This window comes from Hymenobacter sp. UYAg731 (assembly GCF_054061335.1).
Genome location: NZ_JBSSEC010000001.1, coordinates 676,793 through 702,572 on the forward strand (window position 1 = coordinate 676,793; position 25,780 = coordinate 702,572).

Sequence of the window (25,780 nt, forward strand, 5' to 3'; positions counted from 1 at the left end):
CTTAGATGAAGTTTCTGGTTTGTATTTCCAACGTGCCCGACACGACCACCAAAATTGCCTTTACCCCTGACAACAAGGAGTTTAACAAGGCCGGGGTGCAATTCGTGATTAATCCCTGGGATGAGTACGCTCTCACTCGCGCCATCGAGCTGAAGGAAGCCGCCGGCAGCGGCACCGTCACCGTCCTCAACGTGGGCCAGGCCGACACCGAGCCCAATATTCGCAAGGCCCTGGCCATTGGGGCCGATGACGCCATCCGCGTGGATGCCGTGCCGCAGGATGCCTACTTTGTGGCCGAGCAGATTGCCGCCGTCGCCAAAGAAGGCGCGTATGACGTGATTTTGATGGGCAAGGAAAGCATCGACTACAACGGTTTCCAGGTGCATGGCATGGTGGGCGAAATGCTCGGTATCCCGACTGTGGCCCCGGCCATGAAGCTGGATATGAGCGGCAACACTGCTACCCTGGAACGCGAAATTGAGGGCGGCAAGGAAATCGTGACCGTGAACACGCCCTTTGTGGCCTCGTGCCAGCAGCCCATGTGCGAGCCCCGCATCCCCAACATGCGCGGCATCATGACGGCCCGCACCAAGCCCCTGAAAGTGGTACCCGCCGTGGGTGAGCCCGCCCGCACCACCGTGGCCGAGTACGCACTGCCCGCCAAAAAGCAGGGCGTGAAGCTTATCGATGCCGAAAATGCCGGCGAGCTTATCAAGCTGTTGCGCAACGAAGCCAAAGTAATCTAAACCTGAATTATAAATTCGGAATTATAAATTATAAATGAGCGCACGGAATATGCCGTATATGCTTGTTCACCAATTTATAATTCATAATTTATAATTTATAATTCCCCATAATTATGTCCGTATTAGTTGTAGTTGAATGCGCCGACGGCGAAGTAAAGAAGTCGTCGCTCGAAGTCGCCTCTTACGGGGCACAGGTGGCCGCCCAGTTGGGCACTACGGCCACGGCCATTGCCGTGGGCGAAGCCAATGAGGCCAACCTGGCCAAGCTCGGCGAGCAGGGCATCACGAAAGTGCTGTATGACGCCGAGCCCCGCCTGAAGGACTTCGTGAACAATGCTTACACGAAGCTCATTGCCACGGCAGCCGAGCAGGAGCAGGCCAAAATCATTGTGCTGGCCAATTCTAACATTGGCGCGGCGGTAGGTTCGCGCCTGTCGGTACGCCTGAAGGCCAGCCTGGCCACTAACGTAGTGGAGCTGCCTAAAATCAGCGGCGACCAGTTCACGGTGAAGCGTGGCGCGTTTTCGGGCAAGGCGTTTTCGGACGTGGTGCTGAGCGGCGACCGCAAAATAATTGTCGTGAAGAAAAATTCGACCGAAGCCAAGCACGATGCCGGCAAAACGGCCGAAGTAACCAGCTTCGCGGCGCAGCTGTCGGACGCGGACTTTGCCGACGCGCCCACGCAGGTTGTGATGCAGGACCAGGCCGGCGGCGTGCTCCTGCCCGAAGCCGAACTCGTGGTATCGGGTGGCCGCGGCATGAAAGGCCCCGAGAACTGGACCCTGATTGAGGACCTGGCCAAAGCCCTGGGCGCGGCCACGGCCTGCTCCAAGCCCGTTTCGGACGTGGACTGGCGCCCTCACCACGAGCATGTGGGCCAGACGGGCATCACCATCTCGCCGAACCTGTACATTGCCTGCGGCATTTCGGGGGCTATCCAGCACCTGGCCGGCGTGAACAGCTCGAAGGTGATTGTGGTCATCAACAAAGACCCGGAAGCTCCTTTCTTTAAAGCGGCCGATTACGGCATCGTGGGCGACGTTTTTGACGTACTACCCAAGCTAACCGCCGCCGTAAAGGCCCTTAACTAAGGCTTACGGGCAGGCATTGGGGACCCGGTCCGGTGGTTTTCGCAAGAAGCCCCGGCCCGGGTCCCCAATCTTTTTTCAGCATTTCCGGTTTCTAGGGCAGGTTTTGACCGTAGATGCCCGGACTTTTCTTTATTTGCACGTACATCCTGTCTACTGGCTTCGGCCCGGCCCTTTCCCTCCTTTCCTTCGCTTCCCAGACACCCAGTTCCTTATTCCCTTGAAAAAAATCCAGCTTGAAATCCTGGGGCTTTCGTCCAGCCAGTCGCAATCTGGCTCCTTCGCGCTGATTCTGGGCGAGAAGGGCGGCAACCGCCGCTTGCCCATTATTATTGGCATGTTTGAAGCACAAAGCATTGCCATTCAGATAGAAAAGATTAGCCCCAACCGCCCGCTCACGCACGACCTGTTCAAGTCATTTGCCGAGCATGTGCATGTCGTGATTCTGGAGGTGGTGATTTCCGACCTCAAAGAAGGTGTTTTCTACTCGCGCATCGTGTGCTCCGATGGGGCCACGACGTTCGATATCGACGCCCGGCCTTCCGACGCCATTGCCATCGGCCTGCGCTTCGGCGTACCCATTTACACGGTGGAGAGTGTGCTGAGCGAAGCCGGCATTATTCTTTCTGACCTTGATGAGGCCGAAAGCGAAGCCGAAGAGGACGACGAAGATGAGGACGACGAAAACGATACGGACTCGCCCCGCGCCAGCCGCACCCAGCCCGAGCCCCGCGAACCCAGCGGCCAGGTTTCGCTGGATGAACTGACCAAAATGCTGGCTCAGGCCCTCGAAAAAGAAGATTACGAGAAAGCCGCCAAAATCCGCGACGAATTGAACAAGCGCAACGGCTAGGACCACAGATTTAACGGATTAAAACAGTTTTTTTGTGGTTCCGCTTTCTCGTTTCCGTTGTTGATATTTTTGAAAGCGCTGCCTCTATTCGGGGCAGCGTTTTTGTTTTCTTTGTAGCTATGAATGAACCGAACGACTCTCTGAAGTATCCCGTTGGCCGACCGCAGCTGCCCACCGGCTCCCTCACCCCGGCCGAGCGCACGGCGCTTATTCAGCAGCTGGCGGAACTGCCGGCCCAGCTTACGTCCATGGCGCGCCGGGTGGGCGGCGAAGGCCTGCAACGGCCCTACCGCCCCGGCGGCTGGACCGGCCGCCAGGTAATCCATCACGTAGCCGACTCGCATATAAACAGCTACGTGCGCTACCGCCTGGCCCTGACGGAGGAAAACCCCACCATCTGCCCCTACGACGAGCAGGCCTGGGCCGAGCTGCCCGACGTGACCTCCACGCCCATAACAGTGTCGCTCACGCTGCTGGAGGCCCTGCATTCGCGCTGGGTGACGCTGCTGCACCACCTCACGGAGGAGCAGTGGCAGCGCACGTTCTACCACCCCGGCAACCAGCGCAAGTCGACCCTCGACCAAGCCTTGGCGCTGTACGCCTGGCACGGCCGGCACCACCTAGCGCATTTGGAACTGCTGCTGCCAAAAGAATAAACCTATTCTCTTGGCAAATAAAAGTCCCGTCTCTACTGAGAGACGGGACTTTTATTTGCCAAGAGAATCCGGGATTCAGATACCGCCGCCCGACTCGCTTTCCTCGGCGAAAGCGGCCATGCCACCTTCGGTTTCGTCATCTATGCGCTTGGCGGCGCGCACGAGGCTGCTGCTGAAGATGAAATCGCGCAGCTCGGGCACTTTGGCATTCAGGATTTCCTCCTTGGTGCCGTCCCAAAGTTTTTTGCCCTGGTGCAGGAAAATGATGTGCTCGCCAATCTCAATCACCGAGTTCATGTCGTGGGTTACGATGACGGTGGTGATGTTGTATTCGTGGGTGATTTCGTGAATCAGGTTGTCGATTTTGATGCTGGTGGCGGGGTCGAGGCCGGAGTTGGGCTCGTCGCAGAACAGGTAGGTACACTGTGGCGCGATGGCACGCGCAATGCCCACACGCTTTTTCATGCCGCCCGAAATTTCGGCGGGCATCTTGTTTCCGGCATTTTCGAGGCCCACGCGCTTGAGGCAGAACTCGACCCGGTCGCGCCGCTCTTCGGCTAACATTTCGGGCGTCAGCATTTGCAGCGGGAATTCTACGTTCTGGGCCACCGTCATCGAGTCGAACAACGCCGAGCCCTGGAACAGCATCCCGATTTTGCGGCGGATTTCCTGGCGAATATCGATTTTGCTGTTGGTGTACACCGTGCCATCGAAGGTGATGGAGCCGATGTCGGGCTTCATCAAACCCACGATGCACTGCAGGAGCACGCTTTTGCCGGTGCCCGAGCCGCCGAGCAGCAGGTTGCACTTGCCGGTTTCAAATACGCACGAAATGCCTTTCAGCACGGGCGTGCCGTCGAAGGCTTTTTCGATGTTGGATACTTCAATCATGGTAGTTCTCAGTTGGTCGTTGTCAGGTATTAGTAATGGTTGCTTGTTATCCGCTGGCTAACAACTGATACCAAGCAACTGACAACTAAATCACAGCAGCAGGGCCGCCAGGGCGAAGTCGGCAATGAGGATGGCAATGATGGAGTTGGTCACGGCACCGGTGCTGGCCGCGCCTACTTCGAGCGCACCGCCGGTGGTGTAGTAGCCTTTGAAAGCCGAAATACCCGAAACCAGGAAGGCAAATACCACGGCCTTGATAAGGGCAAAAACGATGTTATAGGGAATAAAATCAGTGCGGATGCCTTCGATGTAGTCCTGGGCCGTCATCACACCGGTGAGGGTGCCGGCCAGGTAGCCGCCCAGAATGGACAGCAGCATGGCCAGAATAACCAGCAGCGGGAACATGAGCAGGGCGGCCAGAATGCGCGGCAGCACGAGGTAAGACGTGGAATTGATGCCCATTACTTCCAGCGCCGACACTTGCTCGGTGATGCGCATGGTGCCCAGGCCACCGGCGATGCTGGAACCAACTTTGCCCGCCAGCACGATGCTGGTGATGGTGGGGGCCAGCTCCAGAATAGTCATCTCGCGCACCATGTAGCCGATGGTGGACTGCGGGATGAGCGGATTGGTGAGGTTATAAGCAATCTGGACGCAGGTAACGGCCCCAATGAAGGCCGACACGATGGACACAATGACAATGGAATCGACCCCGATGAGAATGGCTTCGTCGATGGTGCGGTTCCAGAGGACGCTGAACCGCTCCGTGCGCGTGACCATGCCCTGCAGGAAGAGGACGAACGAGCCGAAAGTTTTAAGCATAAAAATTTATTGGGGAATAAAAACCGAAGTTCGGGCGAAGCTGTTGCCGCTGGCGAAACTTCAGGGGCTTCGCCACCTTACGTAAAATCAGATGAACAGAGCCCAAACGAGCGAAAAATTAATTGTTGTGACCGGCGGCAGCAAAGGTATTGGGCGCGCCGTGGTGGTGCGCTTTCTGCGGGCGGGCTACCCGGTGGCCACCTGCGCCCGCTCGGCCGCCGACCTGGCCGCGCTTACAACCGATTTGCGGGCCGATGTTCCCGGAGCCGTGCTGCATACCCTGCCCGCCGACCTCAGCCAGCAAGCCGACTGTGCCCGCTTCGCGGCTTTCGTGCTGGGCCTGGGCTTACCCATTGAAGTGCTGGTGAATAACGCGGGAGCCTTCACTCCCGGCCGCTTGCAGGACGAGCCCGCCGATGGCTCGCAGCTGCGCCAGATGCTGGCCGTGAACTTATTGAGCGCCTACGATGTGACGCTGCCGCTGCTGACGGGTTTCATTGCGCGGGGCCGCGGGCACATTTTCACGGTTTGCTCCACGGCCAGCATCACGGCTTATCCCAACGGCGGCTCCTACGGCATTGCCAAGCACGCGCTGCTGGGCTTTACCAAAAACCTGCGCGAGGAGCTGAAAGCCAGCGGTATACGCGTGACGGCCGTGTTGCCCGGCCCTACGCTCACGGCCAGCTGGGCCGGGGTGGAGCTGCCCGCCGAGCGGTTTGTACAGGCCGGGGACGTGGCCGAGGCCGTGTTTTCAGCTTTTTCCCTGTCACCGCACGCCGTGGTGGAGGAGTTGCTGATTCGGCCGCAGCTGGGTGATTTGTAAGGGCTGGGTGCAGCTATTCAGCAACCGGACCGGGCCGGCGAATCCAGCGCCGATAAACGAATAGCAGGGCCATGGCCCAGAACAGCGCATCGGTGACGCCGGCCACCAGCCGTACCAAAGGGTGAGATAATGCCACGACAACCAAACAAGCTGCTGCCCCGCTCACCCATGCTAGCTTGAGGTAATCAAGCAGCCCGGAAGTCACTTTGGCTTTAAACCACCAGCCGTACGTGCCCAAGAGCAGGGCCGCCCCTCCGATTAATAGCCCATCGGCTCCGGCCCAATGCGCTATTTTGAATAGTGCGCCAATGCTGGCTGATGCAATCCCGGTAATCAGTAGAATGACCAGCGGAGTGCGCTGCCGAATGGTGCTGGCGGCAATTAGGAGTCCTATCAACAGCCATTTTACTACCCCGATTACCAGTAGAGGGGCTGACGAATACTGGAAATCAAAGAGGTTCATCCTTTGGGGCTAGCGCGTGGTTTCAACTCGGGTTATTCGGCTTTCTTGCTGCCGTTGCCGGTGATTTTGATGTCTGTGAACGTGGGCGCGCCGCCGTAGTACAGCGTGCCGTTGCCAGCCACGGTGCCGGCCAGGGCCTCCGTGGCGCGCACATGGGCGCTGCCGTCGCTGTCGCGCGTCAGGTTGAAATAGCAGCGCTTGGGGGTAATGCCCTGAGCAAACAGCCGCCCCGAGCCGCCTAGGGTGAAGTTCATGCCCTCGGTGGTGCCGCGGAGCGTCATGTCGCCCAGTTCGTACTGGTCGAGGAAAAGCTGGCGCGCTTTCACGTTCAGGTCCATGTCGCCGGCCCCGATGAGGTGAAAGAAGATGGTGTCCTGCTCGAACTGGCCCACGGTGCTGGTATTGCCCTGGCCGCGCAAAAACACGTTGAGGATGCGCGGGACGTGCAGCGTCACTTCGCGGGGCGTGTCGTAGCTGCGCGCCCAGTTGCAGGTGCTGGTATTGTTGATTTCCAGCGCGTTGCCCTTGCGGGTGAGGACAATGTCGCTGATGAGGTTTTCGCCGGCCCGCACTTCGGCGTAGGTCTGAGCGTCCTGCACGAGGCGAAGGTCCACGTTGTCGAAGGCCGTGACGGTGACCAGGCCGGCCTCTACCTCGCGGCGCTGGGTGACGATGGTGCCCGTGCTCTTCAGGCAATCGGTGCCGTGGCCGGGGCTGCAGGTGCTCAAACCAGCCATCAGCGCGAGGCCGAATCCGATGCGGCCCAGCCCACGCAGTACCCCAAACCCTCCCAGGCCGCTAACTTGCGGCCGCAAACTCGTATTGCGCATATTTAGCCTTACTTTTCCCAAAGATAAATGGACCTCACCGGTAAAGTTGCCATCGTCACGGGCGCGAGCAAAGGAATTGGCCGCGCTACCGTCGAAGCCCTGCTGGCGCGTGGCGCGGCGGTGGCCGGCTGGGCGCGCTCGGCCCCCGAAGATTTGACGCACGACCGGTTCCAGTTTTTCGCCTGCGATGTGCAGGACGAGCACTCCATCACCGAAGCCTTTACCAATACCCAGCGCGAATTAGGACCCGAAATCCACGTATTGGTGAACAACGCCGGGCTGGGCATTATGGGCGAAGTCGACGGTTTTAAGGCCGAAGACTGGAAGACGATGTTCGATACCAACGTGCTGGGCACCTTCCTCTGCACCCGCGCCGTGCTGCCGCAAATGAAGCAGCAGAAACAAGGGCACGTTGTGAACGTGGCCTCGCTGGCCGGCACGGCGGGCACAGCCGGCATGTCGGGCTACTGCGCCACCAAATTTGCGGTACGCGGCTTTTCGGATTCCTTATTCAAAGAAGTGCGACCGGCCGGCATTCGGGTTACCTGCGTGATGCCCGGTTCGGTCGAAACCAACTTTAACGGCAAGCAGCCCGGAAATACCCCGGACCCGCACAAGATGCAGCCCGAAGACATTGCGGCCGCCATTGTACACGCCATCGAAGCGCCGGACACGACGATGATTTCGGAAATTCAACTACGGCCGGCGCAGGTGAAGTAACCTAGACCGTCTTTCTGACACTCAGTTCCACATGGTAGAAATAGAGCACCTGACCAAAACCTACGGCACCCAAAATGCCGTGGACAACATCAGCTTCACGGCGGGCAAGGGTGAAATCGTGGGCTTCCTCGGGCCGAACGGTGCGGGCAAGAGTACGACCATGAAAATTGCTACCGGCTACCTCCCCCCCACCGCCGGCACCGTGCGCGTAGCCGGTTACGACGTGCTCACCAACAGCCTCGACGTGCGCCGTCATGTGGGCTACCTGCCCGAGCACAACCCGCTTTACCTGGATATGTACGTGCATGAGTACCTCGAATTCATCGGGTCGGTACACGGGCTGCGGGGCTCCGGCCTGCGCACTCGCGTGGCCGAGCTGGTGCGTCGCGTGGGCCTGAGCCGCGAGCAGAACAAGCAAATCGGGGCGCTCAGCAAGGGCTACCGCCAGCGCGTGGGCCTGGCTCAAGCCCTCATCCACGACCCGGACGTGCTCATCCTCGACGAGCCCACCACCGGCCTCGACCCCAACCAGATTCTGGAAATCCGCCAACTCATTCGCGAGGTGGGCGAGGATAAAACTGTCATTTTCAGCACCCACATTCTGCCCGAAGTCACGGCCCTGTGCTCCCGCGTACTCATCATCAGCCGGGGCAAGCTGGTGGCCGACAGCCCCGTAGCCGAGCTGGCCGCCCGCGCCGCCGGCGAGACCGTGGTGCGCGCCGAGTTCGAAGGCGACGTGGACACCGCCAAGCTGGCTAAGCTCCCCGGCGTGCGCCACGTAGAGGCCGCCCCCGATGGAGCGGTGCTGCTGCGCACCGCGCCGGGCACCGATGTGCGCGCCGCCGTGTCGCGCCTGGCCGGGCAGGAAGGCTGGATTTTGCTGGGTCTGCGGCAGGAGCAGCAGAGCCTTGAAGAGGTGTTTGGGGAACTGACGAAGTAAATAGCAACGATTGGCAACGATAAAAAGAACGGTCATGCAGAGCGCAGCGAAGCATCTTCACCTCAATATTAATTAATTACTTGCGCGGTAAAGATGCTTCGCTGCGCTCTGCATGACGTGCTTTTACCTGACGTTCAGACACTATGCTAACAATCCTCCAAAAAGAATTCAACGCCTTCCTGAACTCCCCCGTGGCCTACGTGGTGCTGGGGGTTTTCCTGATTGCGACGGGCCTATTCGTCTGGGTTTTCCCCGATAGCAGCGTGCTCGATTACGGCTACGCCGACTTACAAACGCTGTTTAATCTGGCACCGTGGATTTTCTTGTTCCTGATTCCGGCCCTCACCATGCGCACGTTTGCTGAGGAGAAGAAGGCCGGCACCATCGAGCTGCTGCTGACCCGGCCGCTGACGGATGGGCAGATTATCGGCGGCAAGTACCTGGCCTGCCTGCTGTTGGCGCTGCTGGCGCTGGTGCCCACGCTGCTCTATTACTACTCGGTGTACAAGCTGGGCAGCCCCGAAGGCAATATTGACTCGGCGGCCACGGTGGGCTCCTACTTGGGGCTGGCGCTGCTGGCGGCGGTGTTTGCGGCCATTGGCGTGCTTGCTTCGGCGCTTACCCGCGACCAGATTATCGCATTTTTAGTGGCTGTGGTGGGCTGCTTTCTGGTGTATTCGGGCTTCGATTCGCTGGCCTCGGTGCTACAGGGCAGCTCGGCCTACTACGTGAGCCAGCTCGGCATCGCAGCGCACTACCGCGACCTGAGCAAGGGATTGGTCGACTCACGGGATTTGGTTTATTTCTTCAGCGTGGTGGCGGTAGCGTTGCAGGCCACGCGCCTGGCTTTACGGAGTCGTAACTGGTAATGGAAAATAAGTTGACTACTCCTCCGGTCCCTGTCCCATCCTCCCGCAAACAGCGCGACCTGTTGCAGTTTGCGGCAATTCTGGGCTTGTTGCTGCTCTTCAATTTCACGGCTCAGCGCTTCTTTTTCCGGCTCGATTTGACCGAGGAAAAGCGCTACACCATGTCGCCGGCCACCAAAACGCTGCTACGCGACCTCAAGCAGCCGGTCACCATCACGGTGTACCTCACCGGCGACTTCCCGCCCGCCTTCCGCCGCCTGGAGCAGGGCGTGCGCGAAACGCTGACCGAATTCCAGGTCTACGGCGGGGCCAACCTGAACTACATTTTCATCGACCCCAGCGCTGGCAGCACCGAAGCCGCCCGCAACGCCTTTTACCAAACCCTATTCAAAAAAGGCCTGAAACCCACCAACCTCGGAGCCACCGAAAATGGTAAGCGCGTCGAAAAAATCATTTTTCCCTACGCTGTAGTTAGCGTGGGCGGGCACGACAAATCGGTACTGCTGCTGCGCGGCAACCAAGCCGCCCCGGCCGAAGTGCGCCTCAACCAAAGCATCGAAGGCCTGGAGTATGAGTTGGCCAGCACCATCCGCACGCTGGTACCGGCGCTGCGCAAACGCATAGGCGTGGTGGAAGGCCACGACGAGCTCACCAACGTGCAGGCAGGCGACATGCTCGGCACTTGGCAGCAGCAATACGACGTGTTTCGCGTCACGCTGAGCAAGGTGAAGGACCTGAGCGCGCTCGATGCCATCGTGGTAGCCCAGCCCAAAACGCCCTACTCCGAAGACGACAAGTTCAAGCTCGACCAGTTCATCACGCAGGGCGGCAGGGCCATGTTCTTCGTCGATGCCCTGCGCGTGGACCTTGACAGCGTAGCCCGCAATGGCGTGGCACTGGCCACGCCCTACAACCTCAACCTCGACGACCTGTTCTTCAAATACGGCCTGCGGCTGAACCAGAACCTGCTCCTCGACCTGAACAGCGGCCAGATTCCGCTCGTGACCGGCATGGACGGCAATAAGCCCAAAATCGAGCCCATGCCCTGGCAGCTCTACCCACTCATCAACAAGTTCAGCCCCCACCCCATCACCCGCAACTTGGACGCGGTGTACCTGAAATTTACGGGCAGCCTCGATACGGTAAAGGCCACCGGCATCCGCAAAACCGCGCTGATGGCCACCTCGCGCTACACCCGCGTGCTGCCCGCCCCGGTGCCCATCAATTTCAACGACGCCCGCCTCGAACCCAATCCCAAGCTTTACCAGAAGGGTTTCCAGCCGGTGGCCTACCTGCTCGAAGGTCCCTTTACCTCGCTCTTCGCCAACCGCGCCCGCCCCGGCACCCTGCAATTCCAGCCCGAGAAGCCCGCCAACGCTAAGCCCAGCAAAATCCTGGTGCTGGCTGACGGCGACTTCATCCGCTCCGAAATCGACCCCAAAACCGGCAACCCCTACCGCCTGGGCTTCGACCGCCTCGCCAACACCGAATTCGCCAACCGCGAGCTTGTCCTCAACGCCACCGACTACCTGCTCGACGAAACCGGCCTCATCGCCGTGCGCGGCAAGCAAATCACCCTCCGCCCCCTAGACAAAGTGAAGCTGGCCGAGCAGCGCCGCTACTGGCAGCTGCTGAACCTTGGCGCGCCGCTGCTGCTGCTTGGGGTGTTCGGGGCGGTGCGGGCGTGGCGGCGCAAGCGGCGCTATGCGGGGTTTATAGGGTGAAAAAAGCTCGCGTTAACCCAAGTTCAAAGGCCGCGAAGTGTGGTGAATCTTCAAAATCAAGATTCGCTCATCTGGTAGCAATTCGTAGATGATGCGATAGTTGCCTTCCAGTAACTCCCGCAATGATTCGTTATTGGGAGCCTCAGGCAACTTGCGACCAGATTGTGGAAAGCTGTGCAAGACATCAACACGGCCGATAATTTTGTCGAGCAGACGATTCGCGTAAGCTGGCGAGTTTTGCGAAAGGTATTCGTGCAACAGGTGCAGGTCGTCGCGAGCGCCGTTGGCAAAAGTTATTTTCGCCATGAGCTTACCTCGCGCTTCATGTCTTCGAAGGACACCGTTTCACCATTCTCACCCTGCTTACGGCGATTATCAAGCTCCTCCAGTAGAATCAAACGCTCCACTAGCTCATTTAACTCAAAGTTGAGCGGGAGACCTTTAATAGTTTCGATAGCTGCTTCCTGGGTCATGGCGTAATAGCAATGGTATGTAAAGCAAGATACGCCCGCCACGAATAGGTTGGTTCAACGAATGCACCAAGCTGGCCAAAATCTCCCTTCCAAACCCCGACCCCACCCCCTATCTTTGCCCCCCGCCAACCCCCATCCCTCCCCTCGCACCATGAAATTCATCGTATCATCCTCCGCGCTGCTCAAGCAGCTGCAAAGCATCAACGGCGTGGTTACGAACAACCCCGTGGTGCCCATTCTGGAGAACTTTCTCTTTGAAATTGAGGCCGGTAAGCTCACCATCACCGCCTCCGACCTGGAGACGAGCATGATAACCGAGCTGCCCGTGGAGGCCCGCGACACTGGCCGCATTGCCGCGCCCGCCCGCATCCTGCTCGACACCCTCAAGAACCTGCCCGACCAGCCCGTGACCTTCACGCTGGACGAGGAAACCTACACCATCGAAATCAGCTCGGCAAACGGGCGCTACAAGCTAGCCGGCGAGAATGCCGCCGACTTCCCCCGCGTGCCGGTGGTGAAGGGCTCGGCCCCAATTGAAATGCCGTCGTCGTCGCTGGCCCGGGCCATCAACAAAACCATCTTCGCGGTGAGCACCGACGAGCTGCGCCCGGCCATGACCGGCATCCTCGTGCAGCTAGCCGACTCGCAGGTGACTTTCGTGGCTACCGACGGGCACCGCCTGCTGCGCTACCGCCGCCAGGACGTGGGCGCGGGCCAGACCGCCAACATCATCATCCCGCGCAAAGCCTTCAACCTGCTGAAAGGCACGCTGCCCTCGGAGGCCACACCGGTGAAAATCGAGTTCAACCAGAGCAACGCTTTCTTCTCCTTCAACCAGATGCGCCTCGTGTGCCGCCTGATTGACGAGCGGTACCCGGACTACGAGAACGTGATTCCGGTGAGCAACCCCAACAAGCTCATCATCAACCGCGCCGAGTTGCTGAACTCGGTGCGCCGCATCAGCATCTACTCCAACAAAACCACCCACCAGGTGCGCCTGCGCCTGGCCGGCTCCGAGCTGGTGGTTTCGGCCGAGGACCTCGATTTCAGCAACGAAGCCAAAGAAACCCTCACCTGCCAGTACGACGGCGAAGACATGGAAATTGGCTTCAACGCCCGCTTTCTGCTCGAAATGCTCTCGAACATCGACTCCGAGGAAATCACCCTGGAGCTGAGCACGCCTAACCGCGCCGGCCTGCTCATGCCCACCACCCCAGACGATAACGAAAGCATCCTGATGCTGGTGATGCCAGTGATGCTGAATAACTACGTTTAAATAACGCTTTTTGAACGTCATGCTGAGCGAATTCGAAGCATCTCTACCGCAGAAGTAAATGGGTTATTTGCGCGGTAGAGATGCTTCGACTTCGCTCAGCATGACGTTCTTCTTTTATCGTTTCGATACCCTTTAAGATGAAAAAATCAGAAATACGCTTCAGCATTGCCCTCGATGACAACAAAGTACCCGAGGCTATCAGCTGGACGGCCACCGATGCAGGGCCGGATATTCACTTCGCCAAGGCCATCAATATAGCGCTGTGGGACCGGGAGCAGGCCGGCACCATGAAAATTGACCTTTGGACCAAGGATATGCCCGTGGACGAAATGAAGCGTTTCGTAGTCGACAACATTGGCTCGATGGCTGAGAACATCGTGACGGCTACCGACGATAAGGAGATGGCTAACAAGATGCGCGCACTATGCAAAGAGCTATCGGAGTACCTCGATAAGCAAGAGCAAACCCAGGAGCGCCTGTAGCACAGGCTTTAGCTTGTACAGTTTACACCAGAGATGCAATTAAAAAGCCCCGCCGGATATCTCCGGTGGGGCTTTTTTGTATCCGGGCACACGCGGGAGCGTGCGCTATAATTTATCGCGCATTGCGGCCCAGGTTACCGGCGGGGCGGCTGACACGTTTAGTACTGGTTGGGGCAATGGAGGCGTCATTGGCGCGGGCCGGCGATGGATTCTGAACCGAATTGGTGAGCAGAATGCTGGCCGACTGGCTAGCGAAATCCCGGTCAGTCTTATTGTAAACGCCGCGGGAGCCGAAATAGCTGCTGTACTGGTCGTTGCTAAGGAAGGCCTGGAATTCCTGGTCCCGCTCCTTGCAGACGCCGTTGCATTGCTCGTCAATCAGCTTCTGGTTGCCAACATTTTTGCGTTCAATGGCCGCCATTTTGGCGACTTTATCGGCGTTAACCGCGCGCAGTTTGGTGGCTTGGTAGTTGTTCAGGTGCAAGTCGCGCACCATTTGCTCACTCAGGCGGTCGGCGCGGGCCTGCACAGGGTTTAGGCGCGGGCTGGACTGAGTTTTATCCTGCACGGCCACGGTGCTGTTCGGCCCTTGCTGGGCGGCAGCAGAACCGGCCAAAAGCGCCAGGAAAAGAGAAGCAAAAGCGGTTTTCGTCGTCATCGTCGTATGGGTTTCAGTTGCACACTTACGCAAGGACCGGGCCAGCCCGAAGCGGCGCAGTCACCGAATTCAACGCAAAAAAGCGCGGCACGGTTCGCAATTACTGTCTCTGCATTACCCCAACGCTATATTCTACCACTTATTTTTCCACATCATCGACTCCACCGGTTTATCGGTTTTATCGTTGTATTTGGCGTTTTCCTTGCGGTTGTAGAGGGTATTCACATTGCCCTGCACGGTGAAATAAATCAGCTGGCCGATGGGCATATTCCGGTACACGCGCACGGGCACCGACACGCTGATTTCCAGCGTCCAATGGTTGCAAAAGCCCACATCGCCCTTGCCAGCGGTGGCGTGGATATCGATGCCGAGACGGCCCACGCTGCTCTTGCCTTCGAGGAAGGGCACGGTGGCGTGGGTTTCGGTGTATTCCTGCGTCACGCCGAGGTAGAGGCGGCCGGGCTGCAGCACGAAGCCCTCATCTTCGGGAATTTCAAAGGTGTCGATTTCGTTGTGCTTGCGGGCATCCAGCACCTCATCGCGGTAGGTGGCGAGGTACTTGCCGAGATGCACGTCGTAGGAATTGGTGCCCAGGCAGCTGCGGTCGTAGGGCTCGATGACGATGGTGCCTTTTTCGATTTCCGCGAGGATTTGCTGGTCAGTAAGAATCATTGAATGGGGTGGTAATGGGCAAAAGGGATGGCCGGTTTAGGACATCGTTCGGCCGCTGATTAGTCGTCGTCGTGGCGGTAAGGGCCAGCCGGTTGGCCCTCGGCTTCTTCATCGTCATCGTCCTCGTACCGGTCTTCGCGCAGGCCGCCGGGGTTGCGGTTGGGCCGCAGGCGGCTGGCGAGACTGAGGGGCTCCGGTTCAGGCTCCGGCTCGGCGCTGAGGTTGTTGATGCGGCGGTTCAGGGACGGCAGCACATTGGTAATAAGGTGAAAAAGCATCCCGGCACTGGCCAGGCATAGCAGCAGGGTGAGGTAGTCGAGCCAGTCGTGGCGCGGGGCCGGGCCGGCCGGGCCCACGGGGGCACTGGTGAGCGGGGCCTCGTCGGCCACGGCGGCGGGCATTGTTTCCGGCTGGGGGCCGTCGGCGTCGTTGGTGGTGAGCGGGGCCGTGACGGGGGCTTCGGGTTGGGCACCGTTATCGGCAACGGGCACGGTGGGGCCAGCGGCCGCGCCGGAGTCGTTGAACTGGGCGCTGGCTTGCTGAATGAGGCGCTGCTCGGCCCGGATGAGCGACACCCGCTCATCGCGCGGCAGGTTGTGGATGAAGAACTCGAAGTTCTTGTCCAGCAGCACCGATTTAAGCTGTTTATCGAACTCTGCCAGCGTGAGCGGGCCGTTGCCGAAACGGTTTTTATACCGCTCGGCAATGCCATTGTAATTCAGGAACAGCTGCTTAAGCCCCGAATTACTACCAAAGCCATCAAAGGCGCGGCGGGCAGCGGCGGTGCGCAGCGTGAGCGGGAACTTGCCCCTGGTGAACGACTTGTCGTACACCGTTTCCATGGTGCGGAAATTCAGCTCATCGACGGTTTTATCGAAGAGGCGCTTGTTGGCCTGGGCGGGCGTTTCGGCGTGGGCAAACGCCGCAAATAACAAAAGCAGGCTTAGCAGACGGAATTTTAGCATCGGGCAAAGGTCGCAGATTTAACGCGCGTTACAAGCCGTGGGCTTCTTTCAACGATTCGCGGCAGGCCGTCAGGTACTTTTCCACCAGCTCATCGGTGATGGCCGTGGACACGAACAGGGCTTCAAACTGCGAGGGTGCGAGGTAGATACCCCGGTCCAGCATGGCGTGGAAATAGCGGCCGAAGGCAGCAGTATCGCACTTCTTGGCATCGTCGAGGTTAGTCACCGGCTCACTGGTGAAAAACAGGCTGAACATGGAGCCTACGCGGTTCACGGTGTAGTCCAAGTCCAGTTCGGCCGCGATTTGGCGGGTGCCATCAGCGAGGCGGGCGCTGCTGGCTTCCAGGGCCGTGTAGAGTTCGGGGTGCTCGTGCAGGTAGCGGAGCTGGGCCATGCCGGCGGCGGTGGCCATGGGGTTGCCGGAGAGCGTGCCGGCCTGGTACACTTTGCCGGCCGGGGCCACGCAGTTCATGATGTCTTCGCGGCCGCCGTAAGCGCCCACGGGCAGGCCGCCACCGATGATTTTACCCAGCGTCACCATATCGGCCGTGATGCCGTAGAGCTGCTGTGCGCCGCCCGGCGCAAGGCGGAAACCAGTCATCACCTCATCGAAAATGAGCACGATGCCGTGCTGGGTGCATAGGTCGCGCAGGCCTTGCAGGAAGCCTTGGGCGGGAATTACCAAGCCCATGTTGCCCACGACGGGCTCCAGGATGAGGGCGGCAATTTGGCCAGCATTGGCAGCAATAAGCGCCTCCACGGCAGGCAGGTCGTTGTAGGGCGCGGTGAGGGTGTCCTGGGCCACGCCCTGGGTCACACCAGCCGAGTCGGGCTCACCGGCGGTGAGGGCCCCGCTACCGGCCGCAATCAGAAAGGCATCGCCGTGGCCATGGTAGCAGCCCTCAAACTTGATGATTTTGGCGCGGCCGGTGTAGCCCCGCGCCGCCCGGATGGCCGACATGCAGGCCTCCGTACCAGAGTTCACGAGGCGTACTTTATCGACACCGGGCACCATTGTCCGAATCAATTCTGCCATTTCTACCTCGCGGTGCGTAGGCGCGCCGAAGCTGAGCGAGTTGGGCAGGGCGGCGCGTACGGCATCGAGCACCACTTCCGGCGCGTGGCCAAGAATCATCGGCCCCCAGGAATTGATGAAGTCCACATAGCGGTTGCCATCCACGTCGGTGAGCCAGGCCCCGTGGGCGCTCTGCATAAACACCGGCGAGCCGCCCACCGAGCGGAAGGCGCGCACCGGCGAGTTTACACCGCCGGGGATGAGGGTTTTGGCACGTTCGAAAAGGGCAGCGGAAGTAGTGAGGTTGAGCATTAAAGTGATTTTATTGGGTCTGTTCAGAACGGTCATGCTGAGCGCAGCGGAAGCATGACGTTTTATCAATTGCGAATTGTTTTAGCGCATCACCTGATACTCCAGGCCGCTGAGTTTGACGATGGGCACCACCTGATTATCGTGCGAACTGCCAGGGTAGCTTTCGCCTTCAAAAATGGCTCCCGTGGCTTGCGGTGCCCCCGAAAGGTTGGGCTGGAATGCTGGGCCGTACTGAAATAACACGTTGCCGAAATACAACAGCATTTCGAAGCCCTGGTTGGCAAAAACCGACGGCGGCAGGTGCTGGCGCTGCAAATACAGCTGCCGGAATCGCCGGTAGCCCAGCCCCTGCTCGTCGTAATATTTGGGCTGAATGAAGTAGGTGGCGGGGCCGTTGAGCTGGCTTACGTCGAGGCGCGGGTTGTCGAGCCAGGAGCCGGGGGCCAGCACGCCGGGGCGCGTGGCGGCGGGCTGCTGTTGCACCAGCCGCAGCGCGTAGGGACCAATGCGGCGGTTATCGGACACAACCATAACGTGGCTGGCGGCGGCCAGTTCCGGCCCAGCAAAGGCGGCGGCGAGGCTTTCGTCCACATCGGGGTTGAAGCGACGCAGGGCGCTGATTTTGCCGCCCTGCTCCTCAAATGTGGCCTTGTAAGCGGTGGCAAAATCGGCGTCGTCCTTGCTGTCCTCATACAGCACAAGGCCCGGCCGGCCGGCCCCGAAAGTACTGAGGGCGAACTGCGCCGCCACCCGCCCCTGGGTAGCCGAACTGGGCGCAAACAGGTAGTGCCACGGATTATCGAGCACCAAATCGCCGTCTTGCGAGAGGGGGTTGACGCAGATAATCTGATGCTCGCGGGCAAAGCGGCCCAGCAGCTTGGCCCCTGATTTATAGACTGGGCCGATGAGCATATCCATGCCAGCCAGCTCGGGCAGGGCCAGGGTTTGCTTCAGGGTCAGGGTGTCGGCTCCGGTGTCGTAGGCGAAGAGCTGGATGGGGTGGCCGGCCCGCTGGAGGCTGTCCTGGGCCAGGCGCAGGCCAGCGTACAGGTCGGTCACGAACTGGTTTTTGCGTTGGGTCTGCCAGCTGGGGTCGGCCAGTTCGAAGGGCAACAGGACGGCCACATTGTAGCTGGTTTTCTTGACGGAAGCCGGCCGGGGGCGCGGCGTATAGCGGGCGGGGTCGAGGCTAAATTTCGTGATTATCTCGTCGAGCTGGGGGCGGTCGGCATCGGTGTAGGCCCCGCCCGCGATGAGGTGGTCGGCGTAGGTGTGGGCCAGGGTGGCGTCGTCGGGGTAGCGGCGCAGGTTGCGCTGCCAGGTGTTGCGCTCCTTGATACGCGGCAGGTAGGTGGCCTTCATGGCCTCGCGCTCGGCTACCAATCTATCGGCCGGCAGCTGGGTCAGGGCTTTGAGGGCAGTATCGAAATCTTCCTGCTCGAACGAAACCTGCGCTTGAAGAAACAGCGCATCGGGCAGGTTTGGGTACGTCGGGTACTCGGTGCGGAGCAGGTTGAGGAGTTGCTCGGCTTCGGGCCACTGTTTCAGGCGAGCGTTAGCCACGGCGGCCAGGTAGGCGGCATCGGCGGCGCGGGCGAAGCGGGCGGTGGGCTGGGCCAGCGGCTCCAGCTGCGCGAGGGCGGCGGCGTAGTTGCCCTGGTCGAGCTGGGCTTTGCCGCTGCGGTAGCGCACGCTGGCTTCGGCGGGCGGGATGGCGGTGGGCTTGGGTTTGACCGGCTGGGGCTTGGCGGGCTGCGTTTTCGCGGCGGCGGACGGCAGCTTAGCTGGCGGCGCGGCGGCGGGCAACGACTTAGCGACTGGCGGCTTGGCAGCGGGCGCAGGGCTGGCGGGCTGGGGCCGGGCCGGCGTTTGGGCCAGCGCGGGGCTGGTGAGCAGCAGGCTGGCTGCCAACCACCAAAGTGGCCGCCACAGCGAAGAAATGAACGTCATTGAACCAGAAAACACGCTTGCCCCTGTGGTAAGCCGCGCAAAATTAGCCATAAATGCCGGGGGTGGGCACGCAGCCCGCCGGGCGGCGCGTTGTCGTTTGCCAGGAATCGGAACAACCATTGCCCGGCACTTCGGCGTTAACTTTAACCTTATGCAAGCAACCACCCTTTCCAGCCAGCCCTTCACCCGCGCCCGGCTCACGCTGGTGTTCGCGCTGGCCGCGTCCGTGGCCCTGAGCATTCTGCTGGTGGCCGGCCGCGTGCTGATGACGGGCCGTTTCACGTTCCTATTCATGCTCTGGAACCTGTTTCTGGCCGTCGTGCCGTTTGCGCTCAGCACCATGCTGGGCACCGCCAAGGGGCCGTTGCGGGCGCGGATGCTGGTGCCGGTGGGCGCGGCGTGGCTGCTGTTCTTCCCCAACGCGCCCTACATTCTCACCGATTTATTCCACCTCGACACCCGCCCCGGCGTGCCGCTCTGGTACGATTTGGCCCTTATACTAAGCTGCGCCTGGAACGGCCTGATGCTGGCCTACGCCTCGCTATCCGACATGCAGCGGCTGGTGCAGCAACGCCTGGGCTTCGGGGCCGGCTGGGGCTTTGCCACGGTGGCGCTGCTGCTCAGCAGCTTCGGCATTTACTTGGGCCGCTACCTGCGCTTCAATTCCTGGAACGTGCTCACCAACCCACTCGCGCTGTTTTTCGACATTGTGAACCGGATTTTGCACCCGTTTTCCTTCCCCGGAACCTGGGGCGTAACGCTGGTTTTTGGGGTGTTTTTGCTGGTGGGCTACGGCACGGTGCGGCTGATGGGGCAGGCGCAGGGCCGGGAATGAAAAGCCAGCTAACCGAGGGCAGTGGCTCTGGCCCTCACCCAAAAGGCTCAATCAATAGTACATCGTCGTCGTCGGCAGACGGTCCATAGGTAGCCGGAACCGGCACACCCAGCAACCGCAAGTACCCGCCTAATTGCGCGCGATGATGCACCAGATGGTTAAAGCAAAACAGGCGCAGTACCTGCTTTTTGGGTAAGACAAACAACGTGTCGGCCCCGTGCTTCATCGACCACTCCCGGTCAAATTCTTCGTCGGGAGCTTGGGCCAGGGCGGCAGTTGCTTCTCCGAGCAATGCGTCGAAATAGGCAAGCAACTCGGGGACTGACCGGATATCCACTGGCTTAAAATCGAGGAAGTCCAGTTCGTCCTGGTAGAGGCAGGCCCGCCACCAGCCCATAATTTCGGCTACGTGAATGCTGAGTCGGCCCAGGGTTTCTGATTTTTCATGGGGCTTGAACGCGGCGTGCTCAAACGGTACCCGTTCCAGGTGTCTTCTCGTGACAGCGGCTTCGAGGCGTAGCTCTTGCAATAGTTCCAGGTTTCGCGGCATAACGGGTAGTCGGGTTATTAATGGGGGCTGTGATTTGAGAGGCGAATAAGCGGTGCGGCGACTGACGCAGGAATGGGCATATCCTTTCATTGGTCCTGGAACAAGTGCGTGCGCCGTAGCTTCGCGGCGGCTGGCGGCCCCACCCCCGCCGCCCTACCTTCGGAATGACCAAACCCTTACTACTCGGCCTGCTGGCCCTCCTCCCCGGCCTCGCCCTGGCCCAACGTCACACGCCCAAGCCCGCGCCGCCCAAAGCGGCCGGCCCATATTTCCAGCAGGAAGTCAACTATTCCATCGACGTAGCGCTCGATGACAAGACCAACTTCCTCACCGGGCGCGAGGAATTGACTTATACCAACCACTCGCCGGAGGCCCTCACCTTCATCTGGTTTCACCTGTGGCCGAATGCTTACCGGGATAATTCGACGGCTTTTGCGAAGCAGCAATTGCGCGATGGCAAGCGCCGGTTTGAGTTTGCCAAAGCGGAGGACCGGGGCTTTATTGATGGGCTCGATTTCAAGGTAAACGGCCAGCCGGCCAAGCTGGAATTCGACTCTAAAAACGCCGACATTGCCAAGCTGGTGCTGCCGCAGCCGCTGGCGGCGGGGGCCACGGCCAGCATCAGCACGCCGTTTCGGGTGAAGATTCCGGCTTCGTTTTCGCGGTTTGGGCACGTCGGGCAGAGCTACCAGATTACGCAGTGGTACCCCAAGCCGGCGGTGCTGGACCGGCGCGGCTGGCACCCCATCCCCTACCTCGACCAGGGCGAGTTCTACTCCGAATACGGCGCGTTCGACGTCACCATCACCCTGCCCACCAACTACACCGTGGGCGCTACCGGCGAGCTGCAAAACCCCGACGAGCGCGCGCGCATGGATGCCCTGGCCGCCACCGCCGCCAGCAAAAAAACCGCCCAGGATTTCGGCACCGACCTGAAATTCCCGACCTCTGATGCCACCACCAAAACCCTGCGCTACAAGCAGGACCGCATCCACGACTTCGCCTGGTTTGCCGACAAGCGCTTCAACGTGCTGAAAAGCGGCGTCACGCTGGCCTCGGGCCGCACCGTCACGTCGTGGGTGCTCTTCACCAATAAGGAGGCCACGAAGTGGATAAAGGGCCTCCAGGACGTGAACGATGCCCTCACCTACTACTCGCGCTGGGTGGGCGAGTATCCCTATTCGGCCGCTACGGCCGTGGATGGCGCGCTGAGCGCGGGCTCCGGCATGGAATATCCGATGGTGACCGTGACCCAGCCCGAGGCCATCGTGCATGAGGTGGGGCACAACTGGTTCTACGGCATCCTGGGCTCCAATGAGCGGGATTTTCCGTGGATGGACGAAGGCGTGAACACCTACGTGGAAGGCCGCGTGAGCGAGCTGGATACCGTGAAGCCCGGCGGTTTCATGGGCTTTGCCCAAAGTCCGCGCATTGCCCGCACTTTCGGCCTGGAAAAGCTGCCACGCGCCGCCTTCGACCAACTGCCCTACCAGGCCGAGGCCAGCCGGGGACTCGACCAGCCGGTGCAGGGCCTCACCTCCGCCGATTATACGATGCTGAACTACGGCATCATCGTGTACCAAAAAACGGGCTCGCTCTTGAAATACCTGGCCGGCTACCTCGGGCAGGCGAAGTTCGATGCGGCCATGCACCTCTACTACGAGCGGTGGCAGTTTAAGCACCCTTACCCCGAGGACATGCAGGCCGTGTTTGAGGAAAGCACGGGCCAGAAGCTGGGCTGGTTCTTCCAAGGCATGATGACCAACACGCAGCATTATGATGCCGATTTGCAGACCCTGGCCACCTTCAACGATGTAGTGAAGGTGCTGGTCCGCACCGATTCGCCCACGCCCTGGGCCGTGCCGGTGTCGTCCGTGGATGCCAGCGGCCGGGTGCTGGAAACCCTTTGGACCGCGCCCTTCGGCAACACCGACCCCAACGCCGAAGAGGAAGCCACCAGCCAGCTCAACTTCAAGCGGGCCAATGTGGCCGCCCTGGTGGTGGATGCCAACTACGTCAGCCCCGAGCTCAACCGCCGCAACGACCGCCTAACCGTGGCCGACCATCCTTCCCGCTTCACGCCCATCCGCCTGCGCCCGCTGGCCAGCGTGGAGCGCTGGGATAAGGCCACCATCAGCTGGCTGCCGGTGCTGGGGGCCAATACGTCCGATAAATTCATGCTCGGCGCGGCGTTCTACAACAGCCCGCTGGCACCCAAGCGCCTGCAATACCTGGCCATGCCCATGTACAGCTTCAGCCGGAATGAGCTGAACGGCGTCGGCCAAATTCAGCTGAATGTGCTGCCGCAGCATTTCTCGCGGCAGGCTACCATTGCCTTCGGCGTGCAGCGCTTCGAGCGCTACGTGAAATACGAGCCCAGCGTGAGCCTGGTGTGGCCCCACGCGCCGGGCGCGGCCCCGCAGCAGCGCCTCACCCTGGCCAATACCATCGTGGCCGACGAGGACCGCGACCGCACCGGCGTATTCCAGGCCGTGACTTACGTCGTGGGCCACGCCAACGGCCTGCAAGGCTGGAGCGCTGGCATGGATTTGAACCGCATGATTGCCAGCGGTGCCGACGATGCCAACAACCGCCAGGCCCTGCTGCTGCGGGCCAGCGCCAGCTACTTCCGCTTCTACTCGCAGAAAAAACGAGTACAGGTGCGCCTGTTCGGCGGCCGGTTCTTGCAGCAGCCCACCAACCCGGAGTTCGTGCTCGGCCTGAGCGGCAGCCCCGACTACCGCCGCCAAACCGCCTTCCTCGACCGCCAGCAGACTTCGCACAGCGTCACGGCCCAGCTCCACCAGACCGATGACCGCGACGGTGCCTTCAAAGGTTTCCTGCCCGTGGCCGATACCAAATGGCTCAGCACCCTCAACCTGCAAGCCGATTTGCCGGTCACGCGCCTCGCCGTATTTGCCGATTTCGGGGCCACCCACGACTACTTCCGTCCCAGCGAATCGACTTCCCGCGCCGCCCAGCGCCTTTACTACGATGCCGGCCTGGTGGTGCCCGTGCTGCGCGACATCCTGAACTTCTACCTGCCCGTGGCCGGCTCGCAATACGCCAACGGCTTCCCCAGCAGCCGCCAGGATTTCACCGACCGCATCCGCTTCGTGTTGAATCTCAACACGCTCAACCCCTTCCGGCAGCTCGATGAGCAACTGGCGCGGTAGCGACGCGGGCAGTGGCGAATTAGCGCGACTCAACTCCGTATTACCACCGCTGGTAACGCCTGTTTTAAGACTAATGTTGCCGTTACCAACGTTGGTAAGGCTTGCTTTAAGACCAAAGATGCCGTTACCATCGATGGTAAGGCTTACTTTAAAGCCAAAAGGGCATTACCAACGTTGGTAGGGCTTGCTTTAAGGCCAAAGGTGCTGTTACCAACGCTGGTAGGACCATCATTTGATTCTCTTTCGGTTAGCCCGGCTGGCTTGCTACCATGCAGCCGGGTCTTTTCTCTCATTATGCCTACGCCTCCCATGTTCTGGCCGCGCCTGCTCTCGCAGCGCCGTTTCCCCGACCAGCAGCTGCCGCCCGCCAGCGCCGCCCCCGTGCGCGGGGCCTTCGTGCAGGACTACGACCGCGTGGTGTTCAGTTCCGCCTTCCGGCGCTTGCAGCGCAAAACCCAGGTGATGCCCCTGCCCGAAACCGATTTCGTGCATACCCGCCTCACCCACTCGCTCGAAACCGCCGTGGTGGGCCGCTCGCTGGGCCGCCTCGCCGCCCGCCATCTGCTGGAAAATGATGCCGAATTAGCCGCGCAACTGCCCAACCTCGACCAAGACTGCGGCGACATCGTGGCCGCTGCCTGCCTGGCCCACGACATCGGCAACCCGCCCTTCGGCCACTCCGGCGAGGACGCCATCAGCAGCTACTTCCTCAGCCCCGCCGCCGCGCCTTACCTGGCGCAGCTAAACGCCGCCGAAGTGGCCGATTTGCAGCATTTCGAGGGTAACGCGGCCGGTTTCCGCATCCTCACGCACACCTACGCGGCGCACAGCACCGGCACCGCCGGCCTGGGCCTGACGTATGCCACGCTGGGCGCGTTCACCAAATACCCCAAGCCAAGCCTGGTGCCGGACGAGGCCAAAACCGGCGGCGTTTCCGAAAAGAAATACGGCCATTTCCAAACCGAAAGCGCCCGTTTTCAGCACGTCGCCGCCGAGCTGGGCCTGCTGGCCAAAGACGCCGGAGCCGGCTTCTACCACCGCCACCCGCTGGCCTTCCTCGTCGAAGCCGCCGACGACCTTTGCTACCGCATCATTGACTTCGAGGACGGTCTCAAGCTGGGCCTCATCGCGCCCGAAACCGGCCTGCCGCTGCTCAAAAAGATGCTCAACGACGCAGCCGGCCGCGTCGGCAGTGTGCAGTGGCACGACTGGCGGGAGGAATTGGGCTACGTCCGCGCCCGCCTCATTGGCAAGCTGGTCACGGAACTGGCGGCGCTGTTTGCCCACCACGCCCCCGCCATCCTGCGCGGCGAATACGACCAGTCCCTCATCAAAGAGCTTAGCTGCTGGGCCGATTTGCAGGAAGTGCAGCGCCTGAGCATCAACCAGCTCTACCGCAGCCGCCCGGTCCTCGAAATTGAAGCCGCCGGCTTCGAAGTCCTCGGCGGCCTGCTCGATGCCTTCCTCTGCGCCGTGTTCGACCACAGCCAGGGCCACCGCAGCCGCAAGCTACTCCTGCTGCTCCCCGAGCAGTTCCGCGCCGAAGGCCACCAAGCGGGCGTGTCAGCTTATGAAAAAATTCTCCTGCTCACCGATTTCGTGGCCGGTATGACCGACCAGAACGCGCTGAGCTTGTATAAGACGATTAAGGGGATTGAGTTGCCGAAAGGGTTCTAAAACATCACTTCATCGGCGGGTCCATCGGGTGCTGGGCCAGAAACACGAATATCAGAATAAATCCCAAGCCCAAGAATAACCCGCCACTGAATAGTAGCGCGCCAGTCCAAAGCGCTATTCAAACACCCCAGGTTTTCGTTTGCGTTTTAATAAAACGGTGCGCGAACCAGATACAGACAATAAATGCTGCGAAGGCAACAACTGGAATCAAGTAGTATTGCGGCCCTATTGACATTGCTTTTTTAATGCATCAAAAGCCGCTTCAGTAACCCGAAGCGGCTTTTTGATGCTCTACTATTTTGAGGCTTAATTTT

At 60.3% G+C, this 25,780-nt stretch carries 26 protein-coding genes; 14 read left to right on the plus strand and 12 right to left on the minus strand.

Annotation, left to right across the window (positions count from 1 at the left end):
• Positions 1–5: 5 nt before the first annotated feature.
• The 4 genes from ACVWYF_RS02875 (at position 6) to ACVWYF_RS02890 (ending at position 3,343) form a co-directional block, all read left to right on the plus strand.
• Complete coding sequence (locus ACVWYF_RS02875; RefSeq protein ID WP_457064416.1) at positions 6–746, plus strand: electron transfer flavoprotein subunit beta/FixA family protein; 741 nt, start codon at positions 6–8, stop codon at positions 744–746.
• 113 nt (positions 747–859) lie between these two features.
• The gene (locus ACVWYF_RS02880) at positions 860–1,837 is read left to right on the plus strand and encodes an electron transfer flavoprotein subunit alpha/FixB family protein (RefSeq protein WP_457064418.1); all 978 of its coding nucleotides are present in this window, start codon (positions 860–862) and stop codon (positions 1,835–1,837) included.
• Between the two features lie 217 nt (positions 1,838–2,054).
• The gene (locus tag ACVWYF_RS02885) at positions 2,055–2,687 is read left to right on the plus strand and encodes a bifunctional nuclease domain-containing protein (protein ID WP_457064420.1); all 633 of its coding nucleotides are present in this window, start codon (positions 2,055–2,057) and stop codon (positions 2,685–2,687) included.
• A 119-nt stretch (positions 2,688–2,806) separates the two neighbouring features.
• Positions 2,807–3,343: a YfiT family bacillithiol transferase gene (locus ACVWYF_RS02890; RefSeq protein WP_457064422.1), complete on the plus strand. Its 537-nt coding sequence runs from the start codon at positions 2,807–2,809 to the stop codon at positions 3,341–3,343.
• A gap of 75 nt (positions 3,344–3,418) precedes the next feature.
• Here ACVWYF_RS02890 and ACVWYF_RS02895 read toward each other — a convergent pair whose 3' ends face one another.
• Both ACVWYF_RS02895 and ACVWYF_RS02900 read right to left on the minus strand, forming a co-directional pair.
• Complete coding sequence (locus ACVWYF_RS02895) at positions 3,419–4,234, minus strand: ABC transporter ATP-binding protein (RefSeq protein WP_457064424.1); 816 nt, start codon at positions 4,232–4,234, stop codon at positions 3,419–3,421.
• Positions 4,235–4,324: 90 nt separating this feature from the next.
• Positions 4,325–5,056 (minus strand): MlaE family ABC transporter permease, encoded by a 732-nt coding sequence (locus ACVWYF_RS02900; RefSeq protein ID WP_457064426.1) that lies wholly within the window; start codon positions 5,054–5,056, stop codon positions 4,325–4,327.
• A 91-nt stretch (positions 5,057–5,147) separates the two neighbouring features.
• Between ACVWYF_RS02900 and ACVWYF_RS02905 the strand changes: the two genes are divergently transcribed.
• Positions 5,148–5,879, plus strand: coding sequence for an SDR family oxidoreductase (locus tag ACVWYF_RS02905; protein WP_457064428.1), 732 nt, complete (start codon positions 5,148–5,150; stop codon positions 5,877–5,879).
• A gap of 13 nt (positions 5,880–5,892) precedes the next feature.
• On the opposite strand, the gene ACVWYF_RS02910 is transcribed toward ACVWYF_RS02905, so the two are convergent.
• Positions 5,893–6,342: a hypothetical protein gene (locus ACVWYF_RS02910; protein WP_457064430.1), complete on the minus strand. Its 450-nt coding sequence runs from the start codon at positions 6,340–6,342 to the stop codon at positions 5,893–5,895.
• A gap of 32 nt (positions 6,343–6,374) precedes the next feature.
• A complete protein-coding gene (locus ACVWYF_RS02915; protein ID WP_457064432.1) occupies positions 6,375–7,157 on the minus strand; it encodes a GIN domain-containing protein in 783 nt (260 codons plus the stop codon).
• 42 nt (positions 7,158–7,199) lie between these two features.
• On the opposite strand from ACVWYF_RS02915, the gene ACVWYF_RS02920 reads away from it, so the two are divergent.
• From ACVWYF_RS02920 to gldG, 4 genes are all read left to right on the plus strand, one after another.
• The gene (locus ACVWYF_RS02920) at positions 7,200–7,892 is read left to right on the plus strand and encodes an SDR family oxidoreductase (RefSeq protein WP_457064434.1); all 693 of its coding nucleotides are present in this window, start codon (positions 7,200–7,202) and stop codon (positions 7,890–7,892) included.
• Positions 7,893–7,923: 31 nt separating this feature from the next.
• Positions 7,924–8,832: a gliding motility-associated ABC transporter ATP-binding subunit GldA gene (gldA, locus tag ACVWYF_RS02925; protein ID WP_457064436.1), complete on the plus strand. Its 909-nt coding sequence runs from the start codon at positions 7,924–7,926 to the stop codon at positions 8,830–8,832.
• Positions 8,833–8,975: 143 nt separating this feature from the next.
• Positions 8,976–9,701, plus strand: coding sequence for a gliding motility-associated ABC transporter permease subunit GldF (gldF, locus tag ACVWYF_RS02930; protein ID WP_457064438.1), 726 nt, complete (start codon positions 8,976–8,978; stop codon positions 9,699–9,701).
• The gene (gldG, locus tag ACVWYF_RS02935; protein ID WP_457064440.1) at positions 9,701–11,425 is read left to right on the plus strand and encodes a gliding motility-associated ABC transporter substrate-binding protein GldG; all 1,725 of its coding nucleotides are present in this window, start codon (positions 9,701–9,703) and stop codon (positions 11,423–11,425) included. Before gldF ends, gldG begins: the two co-directional genes overlap by 1 nt.
• 12 nt (positions 11,426–11,437) lie before the next feature.
• On the opposite strand, the gene ACVWYF_RS02940 is transcribed toward gldG, so the two are convergent.
• Together ACVWYF_RS02940 and ACVWYF_RS02945 are read right to left on the minus strand one after the other, a co-directional pair.
• On the minus strand, positions 11,438–11,731 hold the full coding sequence (locus ACVWYF_RS02940) for a type II toxin-antitoxin system RelE/ParE family toxin (protein WP_457064442.1): 294 nt from the start codon (positions 11,729–11,731) through the stop codon (positions 11,438–11,440).
• Positions 11,719–11,898, minus strand: a complete 180-nt coding sequence (locus ACVWYF_RS02945; protein ID WP_457064444.1) for a hypothetical protein — start codon at positions 11,896–11,898, stop codon at positions 11,719–11,721. The genes ACVWYF_RS02940 and ACVWYF_RS02945 overlap by 13 nt, the downstream gene beginning before the upstream one ends.
• Positions 11,899–12,049: 151 nt before the next feature.
• On the opposite strand from ACVWYF_RS02945, the gene dnaN reads away from it, so the two are divergent.
• On the plus strand, positions 12,050–13,174 hold the full coding sequence (gene dnaN / locus ACVWYF_RS02950; RefSeq protein ID WP_457064446.1) for a DNA polymerase III subunit beta: 1,125 nt from the start codon (positions 12,050–12,052) through the stop codon (positions 13,172–13,174).
• A 137-nt stretch (positions 13,175–13,311) separates the two neighbouring features.
• Positions 13,312–13,656, plus strand: coding sequence for a gliding motility protein GldC (gene gldC / locus ACVWYF_RS02955; protein WP_168674320.1), 345 nt, complete (start codon positions 13,312–13,314; stop codon positions 13,654–13,656).
• Between the two features lie 112 nt (positions 13,657–13,768).
• Here the strand turns inward: gldC and ACVWYF_RS02960 are convergent, their stop codons facing one another.
• From ACVWYF_RS02960 to ACVWYF_RS02980, 5 genes are all read right to left on the minus strand, one after another.
• Positions 13,769–14,272, minus strand: coding sequence for a hypothetical protein (locus tag ACVWYF_RS02960; RefSeq protein WP_457064448.1), 504 nt, complete (start codon positions 14,270–14,272; stop codon positions 13,769–13,771).
• A 174-nt stretch (positions 14,273–14,446) separates the two neighbouring features.
• Positions 14,447–14,986, minus strand: coding sequence for a dCTP deaminase (gene dcd, locus ACVWYF_RS02965; RefSeq protein WP_457064450.1), 540 nt, complete (start codon positions 14,984–14,986; stop codon positions 14,447–14,449).
• 59 nt (positions 14,987–15,045) lie between these two features.
• The gene (locus ACVWYF_RS02970; protein ID WP_457064452.1) at positions 15,046–15,951 is read right to left on the minus strand and encodes a hypothetical protein; all 906 of its coding nucleotides are present in this window, start codon (positions 15,949–15,951) and stop codon (positions 15,046–15,048) included.
• A 28-nt stretch (positions 15,952–15,979) separates the two neighbouring features.
• Entirely contained in the window at positions 15,980–17,278 is a 1,299-nt protein-coding gene (gene hemL, locus ACVWYF_RS02975; RefSeq protein ID WP_457064454.1) for a glutamate-1-semialdehyde 2,1-aminomutase, read from the minus strand.
• 81 nt (positions 17,279–17,359) lie between these two features.
• Positions 17,360–19,228: an ABC transporter substrate-binding protein gene (locus ACVWYF_RS02980; protein ID WP_457064456.1), complete on the minus strand. Its 1,869-nt coding sequence runs from the start codon at positions 19,226–19,228 to the stop codon at positions 17,360–17,362.
• A gap of 151 nt (positions 19,229–19,379) precedes the next feature.
• Between ACVWYF_RS02980 and ACVWYF_RS02985 the strand changes: the two genes are divergently transcribed.
• Positions 19,380–20,063 (plus strand): DUF1361 domain-containing protein, encoded by a 684-nt coding sequence (locus ACVWYF_RS02985; RefSeq protein ID WP_457064458.1) that lies wholly within the window; start codon positions 19,380–19,382, stop codon positions 20,061–20,063.
• A gap of 34 nt (positions 20,064–20,097) precedes the next feature.
• On the opposite strand, the gene ACVWYF_RS02990 is transcribed toward ACVWYF_RS02985, so the two are convergent.
• The gene (locus ACVWYF_RS02990; RefSeq protein ID WP_457064460.1) at positions 20,098–20,613 is read right to left on the minus strand and encodes a DinB family protein; all 516 of its coding nucleotides are present in this window, start codon (positions 20,611–20,613) and stop codon (positions 20,098–20,100) included.
• A gap of 164 nt (positions 20,614–20,777) precedes the next feature.
• Between ACVWYF_RS02990 and ACVWYF_RS02995 the strand changes: the two genes are divergently transcribed.
• Together ACVWYF_RS02995 and dgt are read left to right on the plus strand one after the other, a co-directional pair.
• The gene (locus ACVWYF_RS02995; RefSeq protein WP_457064462.1) at positions 20,778–23,789 is read left to right on the plus strand and encodes a M1 family metallopeptidase; all 3,012 of its coding nucleotides are present in this window, start codon (positions 20,778–20,780) and stop codon (positions 23,787–23,789) included.
• A 294-nt stretch (positions 23,790–24,083) separates the two neighbouring features.
• Complete coding sequence (gene dgt / locus ACVWYF_RS03000) at positions 24,084–25,466, plus strand: dGTP triphosphohydrolase (RefSeq protein WP_457064464.1); 1,383 nt, start codon at positions 24,084–24,086, stop codon at positions 25,464–25,466.
• Positions 25,467–25,780 lie beyond the last annotated feature (314 nt).

Bases quoted from the DNA above. Each gene is read 5' to 3' on its own strand.
- ACVWYF_RS02875 (WP_457064416.1), top strand. From the start codon at position 6: ATGAAGTTTCTGGTTTGTATTTCCAACGTGCCCGACACGACCACCAAA.
- ACVWYF_RS02880 (WP_457064418.1), top strand. From the start codon at position 860: ATGTCCGTATTAGTTGTAGTTGAATGCGCCGACGGCGAAGTAAAGAAG.
- ACVWYF_RS02890 (WP_457064422.1), top strand. From the start codon at position 2,807: ATGAATGAACCGAACGACTCTCTGAAGTATCCCGTTGGCCGACCGCAG.
- ACVWYF_RS02895 (WP_457064424.1), bottom strand. From the start codon at position 4,234: ATGATTGAAGTATCCAACATCGAAAAAGCCTTCGACGGCACGCCCGTG.
- ACVWYF_RS02900 (WP_457064426.1), bottom strand. From the start codon at position 5,056: ATGCTTAAAACTTTCGGCTCGTTCGTCCTCTTCCTGCAGGGCATGGTC.
- ACVWYF_RS02905 (WP_457064428.1), top strand. From the start codon at position 5,148: ATGAACAGAGCCCAAACGAGCGAAAAATTAATTGTTGTGACCGGCGGC.
- ACVWYF_RS02910 (WP_457064430.1), bottom strand. From the start codon at position 6,342: ATGAACCTCTTTGATTTCCAGTATTCGTCAGCCCCTCTACTGGTAATC.
- ACVWYF_RS02920 (WP_457064434.1), top strand. From the start codon at position 7,200: ATGGACCTCACCGGTAAAGTTGCCATCGTCACGGGCGCGAGCAAAGGA.
- gldA (WP_457064436.1), top strand. From the start codon at position 7,924: ATGGTAGAAATAGAGCACCTGACCAAAACCTACGGCACCCAAAATGCC.
- gldF (WP_457064438.1), top strand. From the start codon at position 8,976: ATGCTAACAATCCTCCAAAAAGAATTCAACGCCTTCCTGAACTCCCCC.
- gldG (WP_457064440.1), top strand. From the start codon at position 9,701: ATGGAAAATAAGTTGACTACTCCTCCGGTCCCTGTCCCATCCTCCCGC.
- ACVWYF_RS02940 (WP_457064442.1), bottom strand. From the start codon at position 11,731: ATGGCGAAAATAACTTTTGCCAACGGCGCTCGCGACGACCTGCACCTG.
- ACVWYF_RS02945 (WP_457064444.1), bottom strand. From the start codon at position 11,898: ATGACCCAGGAAGCAGCTATCGAAACTATTAAAGGTCTCCCGCTCAAC.
- dnaN (WP_457064446.1), top strand. From the start codon at position 12,050: ATGAAATTCATCGTATCATCCTCCGCGCTGCTCAAGCAGCTGCAAAGC.
- gldC (WP_168674320.1), top strand. From the start codon at position 13,312: ATGAAAAAATCAGAAATACGCTTCAGCATTGCCCTCGATGACAACAAA.
- dcd (WP_457064450.1), bottom strand. From the start codon at position 14,986: ATGATTCTTACTGACCAGCAAATCCTCGCGGAAATCGAAAAAGGCACC.
- ACVWYF_RS02970 (WP_457064452.1), bottom strand. From the start codon at position 15,951: ATGCTAAAATTCCGTCTGCTAAGCCTGCTTTTGTTATTTGCGGCGTTT.
- hemL (WP_457064454.1), bottom strand. From the start codon at position 17,278: ATGCTCAACCTCACTACTTCCGCTGCCCTTTTCGAACGTGCCAAAACC.
- ACVWYF_RS02980 (WP_457064456.1), bottom strand. From the start codon at position 19,228: ATGACGTTCATTTCTTCGCTGTGGCGGCCACTTTGGTGGTTGGCAGCC.
- ACVWYF_RS02985 (WP_457064458.1), top strand. From the start codon at position 19,380: ATGCAAGCAACCACCCTTTCCAGCCAGCCCTTCACCCGCGCCCGGCTC.
- ACVWYF_RS02990 (WP_457064460.1), bottom strand. From the start codon at position 20,613: ATGCCGCGAAACCTGGAACTATTGCAAGAGCTACGCCTCGAAGCCGCT.
- ACVWYF_RS02995 (WP_457064462.1), top strand. From the start codon at position 20,778: ATGACCAAACCCTTACTACTCGGCCTGCTGGCCCTCCTCCCCGGCCTC.
- dgt (WP_457064464.1), top strand. From the start codon at position 24,084: ATGCCTACGCCTCCCATGTTCTGGCCGCGCCTGCTCTCGCAGCGCCGT.